The sequence below is a fragment of the Amycolatopsis rhizosphaerae genome, assembly GCF_007713715.1.
Taxonomy (GTDB): domain Bacteria; phylum Actinomycetota; class Actinomycetes; order Mycobacteriales; family Pseudonocardiaceae; genus Amycolatopsis_E; species Amycolatopsis_E rhizosphaerae.
On sequence record NZ_VJWX01000382.1, the window covers coordinates 1 to 7,088 of the forward strand.

The following is a 7,088-nucleotide window of genomic DNA, read 5'->3' on the forward strand; positions in this document are numbered from 1 at the left end:
TGCGAACCATGTATCGCCGCAGGGCGGGTAGTAGAGGAAGGTGCCCAACCGCCGCACCCGCACCAGCCTGCCTCCCCGGGAACCCGGAATCCCGGCCCCCGACGACGTCGACGCGATGACCGACGCGGTGCTGACCGCGTCACGGCTGCTGGTGGCGATATCGGCGCGGTCGATCGCGTCGGTGGACGAGTCGATCACCCTCTCGCAGTTCCGCCTGCTGGTGGTGCTCTACGCGCGCGGGCCGCTGAAGCCCACGGCGCTCGCCGAGGCGCTCGCGGTGAACCCGTCGACGACGACGCGCATGGTGGACCGGCTGGTCGCGGCGGGCCTGGTGGCGCGCGAGGCCAACCCGGACTCGCGGCGGGAACTGGTGGTGAAGCTGACCGGCGACGGGACGCGGGCGGTGCGGGAGGTGATGCGGCGGCGGCGCAGCGAGATCGCCCGGATCGTCGACCGGATGCCGGGCGGGACGCGCCGGGGCCTGGTGCGCGCGCTCAGCGCGTTCGCCGAGGCGAGCGGTGACCTCTCGATCGGGGAGCAGGCCGGGACACGCTGGCTGTGACGCCCGTTCACTCAAGACCCGTTCACGTCCGTTCCCGCAGCCGTTCGCGCTGCGGGACCACGGTGTACTTCGGATCGTTCGCCGAGGCCTTGCCGACGTGGAAGATCCCCCAGCGGGTGGCGGCCGAGGAGGCCAGCAGCGCGGCGCCGGAGAGCATCCGGACGACCCGGCGGCGCCTGCCGCACAGTGCGCCGAGCATCCCCGCCACGGACAGGATCTCGCCCGTGCGCAGGTAGCGGCCGGACCGGCCCCACCGGTAGGGCTCGGCCACCATGCCGAGCCGCTTCTCCATCCGGGTGAACGCGGCCAGTTCGAGCGCGGCGCCGAGCACGGCGAGGTTGCGCGCGGGCTGGTGTTCGCCCTCCGGCGCGGCGATCAGGCCCAGCCCGCCCGCGGCCGCGGCGCCCGAGCCGACGAACACGTAGGGCATCTCCCGATAGCCGTCGTGCCAGGCCGGGACGGCGGTGTCGCTGACCAGCGCGCCGGTGTAGGCGGCGACGGCGGGGCCCAGCAACGCGGAACCGGCCGTGGCGGCGGCGCCGATGCGGGGCATCCTGCCGGTCACCGCGGACAACGCCGCCGCGCCCGCCAGCGGACCGTAGGCGGCCAGCAGCCACGAGCCGACGTTCATCGGGGAACTGGGCTTGACCACCCGCAGCATGTGCAGGAACCGGGCGGGCCGCCCCAGGTCGTGGACGAGCCCGGCGAGCGAGAGCGCGATGCCGCCGAACGCGCCGGTCTTGGCCACCAGCGCCAGGCGGCGGCGGCCGGTGGCCTGCGCCCCGGCGGCGAGCACGGAGGAGGCCCCGGCGAGGCCGCCGAGGAAGAGGTAACCGGGGATGTCCGGGGAATGCCAGACCGGGGCCTTGAGCACGGGTTTTCCGTACAGTAGGGACAGATCGATTTGACGACCTTGTCGGCCTCGGCGGTGCGCGGGGCGAGGGTCCTGCTGTGCTCGCTCTGGGCGGCGGCGGCGCCGCGGCCGGTCGCGTCGCCGTCCCGGAACTGCCGGTACACCGGCCAGCCCTCGATCCACCGCGGTACGGCCATCCGTGACACCTCCGTTTCACCCGTCGCCGTCTTCCCGGATCCGCCGCCGTCAACCGTCCACTTCGGCCGCCGCACGCATCTGGGTGTCGGCGCGTACCCGTTCGGCGATCCAGTCGTGCACCTTGGCGCTGCTCGTCGGGTTCTCGTGCGGCGGGTTCGCCAGATCCTGGCTTCGCGGCCGCAGTCCGCGCCGCCGCCGTTCTTCGGGCGAGGGGGCGTCGCTTCCGTCGGCGGGCAGTCCGGTGGCGATCAGGTAGGCCTGCCCGGCCGGGACACCGAGCCGTCGCCCGATCTCCGGATAGTCCAGGCCCTGCTCCAGCAGGCGGTGAACCTGTTCGGTCGTCGGCATGCCTTCTCCGTGGTGGTCGCCCGGTCCTCGGCACCAGTGTTTCCCCGATCCCCGTCCACGGCAAAAGGGACGCCGCTTTCCCATCCCGGGAAAATCTTGCCCAGGGCAAGGTTTCGGTGCCCACCCGGCGGGTAGGCGCTGGAGGGACCCGTTCGCCTGCCGAGGAGGACAAGATGAAGGTCGCGGACTTCGTACTGGACCGGCTTCGCCAGTGGGGTGTGCACCGCGTGTTCGCCTATCCCGGCGACGGCATCAACGCCATGCTGGGGGCATTCGAGCGGGCGCAGGGGGACCCGGAGTTCATCCAGCCCCGGCACGAGGAGATGGGCGCGTTCATGGCCTGCGCCCACGCCAAGTTCACCGGTGAGGTCGGCTGCTGCATGGCGACCTCCGGCCCCGGGGCGGTGCACCTGCTCAACGGTCTCTACGACGCCAAGCTCGACCACCAGCCGGTGGTCGCGATCGTGGGGCAGCAGAAGCGGATTTCGCAGGGCGCGCACTACCAGCAGGAGATCGCGCTGGACAACCTGTTCTCCGATGTGTCCGAATTCGTGCAGGTGTGCATGCATCCCGCCCAGGTGCGGCACGTCATCGACCGCGCCTTCAAGACCGCGCTCACCGAGCGCGGAGTCGCCACCATCATCATCCCGGAGGACATCCAGGAGGAGAAGGCGGTGCCCTCACCGCCGAAGACCCACGGCGCGGTGTATTCCAGCGTCGGCTGGAGCCGGCCGCGACTGCTGCCGGACGAGGCCGAGCTGAGGCGGGCGGCGGACGTGCTCAACGAGGGCAGGAAGGTCGCGATGCTGGTCGGGCAGGGCGCGGCGCACGCCACCGAAGAGGTGGTGGAAGCGGCGGAGAAACTCGGCGCCGGGGTGGCCAAGGCACTGCTCGGGCGCGAGGTGCTCCCGGACGACCTGCCCTTCGTCACGGGCCCCGTCGGCCTGCTCGGGTCCAAGGCCAGCGACGACATGCTGATGAACTGCGACACGCTGTTCATGATCGGGTCGAGCTTCCCCTACGCCGAGTGGCTGCCGGACGAGGGCAGCGCGCGCGGGGTGGAGATCGACATCGACGGCCGGATGATCGGCATCCGCTACCCGATGGAGGCCCACCTCGTCGGTGACGCCAAGGAGACGCTCAAGGCGCTGCTTCCCCTGCTGGAGACCAAACAGGACCGAAGCTGGCGGGAGAAGATCGAGCGCGACGTCCGTACCTGGGACCGCATCCTCGCCGACCGCGCGGGCCAGCATTTCGACGGCAAGATCAACCCGCAGGCCGTCGCGCACGTGCTGTCCCCGAAGCTGCCCGACGGGTGCATCCTCACCGCGGATTCCGGCTCGGCCACGAACTGGTGGGCCCGCCAGCTGAAACTGCGGGCGGGCATGCGCGCCTCGCTGTCGGGCACGCTGGCCACGATGGGGCCGGGGGTGCCGTACGCGATCGCGGCGAAGTTCGCCTTCCCGGACCGGCCGGTGATCGCCTTCGTCGGCGACGGTGCCTTCCAGATGAACGGCATGAACGAGATGATCACCGTGCGCCGGTACGCCGACCGGCTCGGTGGTTCCCCGCCGCTGGTGTTCGCGGTGTTCAACAACCAGGACCTCAACCAGGTCACCTGGGAGCAGCGGGCGATGGCGGGCGAACCGAAGTTCCCGGGCTCACAGGATATTCCCGACATTCCGTATGCCCGCTATGCGGAACTGGTCGGGCTGCGCGGGGTCTACTGCGAGGAACCGGACGGGATCGGCGCCGCCTGGGACGAGGCGCTGAACGGCTCCGGACCGGTGGTGGTGGAGTTCAAGGTGGACGCCGAGATCCCGCCGATCCCGCCGCACATCATGTACGAGCAGGGCAAGAAGGCGGCCAAGGCCGAGCTGAAGGAACCGGAAAAGGCCGGGCTGGCGGTGCGGGGCTTCCGGCAGAAGCTCGTGGAGTTCTACGAGCAGTTGCCCGGCCGAGACTCGGCTTCCCGGTGAGGACGGCGACGTCATGACGCTGAAGCCGACACACACGCACGGCCCGCGCGAGAACCGTTTTCTCAACGTCCCGGCCAAGTCCGCACCGGAGATCCCGGGCCCGCCGCGCGGCAGGCAGCGGCTGGACGTGCGGGAACTGGAAAAGGAACTGGCGGCCGCCGTCCAGGGCGAAGTGCGGTTCGACCGCGGCTCACGGGCGCTCTACGCCAACGATGCCTCCAACTTCCGTCAGGTGCCGATCGGTGTGGTGGTGCCGAAAACGCTCGACGACGTGGTGGCCACCCACCGGATCTGCGCCCATTTCAGGGCGCCGATCCTCAGCCGCGGGGGCGGAACCAGCCTGTCCGGCGAGACGGTGAACTACGCCGTCGTGATCGACCATTCCAAGTACCTCACGCGGGTCGAGGAGATCGACGCCGAGCAGCGCCTGGTCACCTGCGAAAACGGTGTGATCAACGAGGATCTCAACCGGCAGACCGGGAAGCACGGCCTCGTGTTCGGGCCGGACCCCTCCTCGCACTCCCGGTGCACCATCGGCGGCAACGTCGGCAACAACTCGTGCGGGATCCACTCCGTACAGTCGCAATTGTACGGTCCTGGGCCGCGCACGGCGGACAATGTGGACGCACTGGAGGTCGTCACCCACGACGGCGAGCGGTTCTGGGTGGGCGTGGACGAGGAACAGGACCTGGACCGCATCATCGCCGAAGGCGGCCGCAAGGGCGAGATCTACGCCGCGCTGCGCGATCTCCGCGACCGCTACGCGGACCGGATCCGGGCCGGTTACCCGTCGGTGGAGACCATGCCGCGGCGGGTGTCCGGGTACAACCTGGACGAACTGCTGCCCGAAAAGGGCTTCAATGTGGCCCGAGCGGTGACCGGCACGGAAGGCACCTGCGTCACCGTGTTGCGGGCCCGGCTCAAGCTCACTCCCGCGATGCTCGCGCGCACCCTGGTCGTGGTCGGCTTCGACGACCTGGCCGAGGCCGCCGACGAGACCAACGAGATCATCGCGAACTGGGGCCCGATCGGGCTGGAGGTGCTCGACCGCCGCCTCATCGACGACCAGCAGGAACTGGCCATGAACACCGAGGACCTGGCGGAACTGCCGTACCGCCAGGGCGATGCCTGGCTGCTGGTCCAGTTCGGCGCGGACGAGGGTGAGGTGTCCCTGCGCCGCGCCGAAGAGTTCACCTCCTGGCTGCAGCGCAAGAAGCACTACGCGCCGGAACGGATGCTGATCGCGCGCAGCACCCAGGAAGGCGGCAGTGCCGAGCACCTGTGGCGGATCCGGGAGGGAGGGCTCGGCGCGACCGCGTTCGCCGCGGGCCGCGACCACTGGCCCGGCTGGGAGGATTCCGCGGTGCCCCCGGCCCGCATCGGCGAGTACGTGCGGGAACTGCGGAGCCTGATGAACGCGCACGGGTTGCGCGGCGCGATGTACGGCCACCTCGCCCAGGGGTGCATCCACTCGCGGATCGACTTCGACCTCAAGACACGGCAAGGGGTCCTGGCCTACCGCCGGTTCCTGGAAGAGGCGGCCGACCTGGTCACCTCCTTCGGCGGGTCGCTGTCCGGTGAGCACGGAGACGGACAGCAGCGCGCGGAACTGCTGGACCGCCAGTACGGGCCGGAGCTGGTGCGGGCGATGCGCGAGTTCAAGCTGATCTGGGACCCGCACGCCAAGATGAACCCGGGCAAGGTGGTCGACGCCTACCGGCTGGACGAGAACCTCCGGCTGGGCCCGGACTACAACCCGCCCCGGCCGAAGACCGCCTTCACCTACCGGCAGGACGGCGGCGACTTCGCGCACGCCATGCTGCGGTGCGTGGGGGTGGGGAAATGCCGGGTGCCGCATGCCGAACAGACCATGTGCCCGAGCTACCAGGTCACGAAGGAGGAGAAGCACACCACCCGCGGGCGGGCCCGGCTGCTGTTCGAGATGCTGCGCGGCGAGGTGATCACCGACGGCTGGCAGTCGCGGGAGGTGGCCGAGGCGCTCGATCTCTGCTTGGCGTGCAAGGGATGCACCAACGACTGTCCGGTCAATGTGGACATGCCCACCTACAAGGCCGAGTTCCGCCACCACCACTACCGGTCGTGGCGGCGGTGGCGGCCCCGGCACGCGTACGCCTTCGGCTTCATCGACCAGGCGGCGCGGCTGGCGGTCCGGCTGCCCGAACTGGTCAACGCGGTCACCCAGACCCCCGGCCTGGCGCGGCTGGCCCGGTTCGCCGCCGGGATCGACCAGCGGCGGCCACTCCCGGAGTTCGCGCCGATGACGCTGCAGGAGTGGTTCCGCCGCCGGGGTGGCACGGCCAACAAGACGGGCAGGGCCGTCGTGCTGTTCCCCGACACCTTCAACAACCACCTGCACACCGACGTCGGTGTCGCCTGCGTCGAGGCGCTCGAAGCGGCGGGGTGGCGCGTGATCATGCCCGAGACGCACGTCTGCTGCGGCCGCCCGCTCTACGACTACGGGTTCCTCGGCATGGCCGAGCGCTACCTGCGGCGGGTGCTGGACCAGCTGCGCGTCCACGTCCGTGAGGACACCCCCGTGGTGGGCATGGAACCCAGTTGCGTGGCGGTGTTCAAGGACGAGCTGACCAAGATGCTGCCGCACGACAACGACGCCCGGAGGCTCGCCGCGAACGTCCACCACTTCGCCGAGTTCTTCGAGACCTACGGCATCGAACCGCCGAAGCTGACCGGGCGGGCCCTGCTGTGGGGCCACTGCCACCACCGGGCGACCGGCGGGGTGAAGTCCGAGCAGCGGTTGCTGGAGAAGGCCGGGCTGGAAGTGGAAAGCCTGACCGGTGGCTGCTGCGGCCTGGCCGGTTCGTGGGGCTTCGAGGACGGCAAGTACGGGATTTCGATGGACTGCGGCGAACAGGCGCTGCTGCCCGCCGTCCGGTCCGCCGATCCGGCGACGCTGGTCGTGGCGAACGGGTTCTCGTGCAAGACGCAGATCGCCGACGCCGGGACCGGGCGCACCGCGCTGCACAGCGGGCAGGTGCTGGCCATGGCGGACGGAAAGGGCGTCCCGCCCGGCAAACCGCGGCCGCCGCTGCCGCGGCGGCTCGCCCGCACGGCGGGCCCGGTGCTCGCAGCGGCACTGGCCGCCCTCGGCGGCGCCACGGTCCTGCGT

At 70.7% G+C, this 7,088-nt stretch carries 5 protein-coding genes; 3 read left to right on the forward strand and 2 right to left on the reverse strand.

Translation table 11 applies throughout. The features are described from left to right. Positions 1-40: 40 nt before the first annotated feature. Positions 41-562 carry a MarR family winged helix-turn-helix transcriptional regulator gene (locus FNH05_RS28030; RefSeq protein WP_246127982.1) on the forward strand — a complete coding sequence of 174 codons (522 nt, stop codon included), beginning with the start codon at positions 41-43 and terminating at the stop codon, positions 560-562. Between the two features lie 22 nt (positions 563-584). Here the strand turns inward: FNH05_RS28030 and nrfD are convergent, their stop codons facing one another. Then, positions 585-1,466 (reverse strand): NrfD/PsrC family molybdoenzyme membrane anchor subunit, encoded by an 882-nt coding sequence (nrfD, locus tag FNH05_RS28035; protein WP_246127983.1) that lies wholly within the window; start codon positions 1,464-1,466, stop codon positions 585-587. A gap of 195 nt (positions 1,467-1,661) precedes the next feature. Then, the gene (locus FNH05_RS28040; protein WP_144591852.1) at positions 1,662-1,961 is read right to left on the reverse strand and encodes a hypothetical protein; all 300 of its coding nucleotides are present in this window, start codon (positions 1,959-1,961) and stop codon (positions 1,662-1,664) included. Positions 1,962-2,134: 173 nt separating this feature from the next. Between FNH05_RS28040 and FNH05_RS28045 the strand changes: the two genes are divergently transcribed. Continuing rightward, complete coding sequence (locus FNH05_RS28045) at positions 2,135-3,940, forward strand: thiamine pyrophosphate-requiring protein (protein ID WP_144591853.1); 1,806 nt, start codon at positions 2,135-2,137, stop codon at positions 3,938-3,940. Positions 3,941-3,953: 13 nt separating this feature from the next. After that, positions 3,954-7,088: FAD-binding and (Fe-S)-binding domain-containing protein (locus tag FNH05_RS28050; protein ID WP_144591854.1), on the forward strand; the 3,135-nt coding region annotated here is incomplete at its 3' end.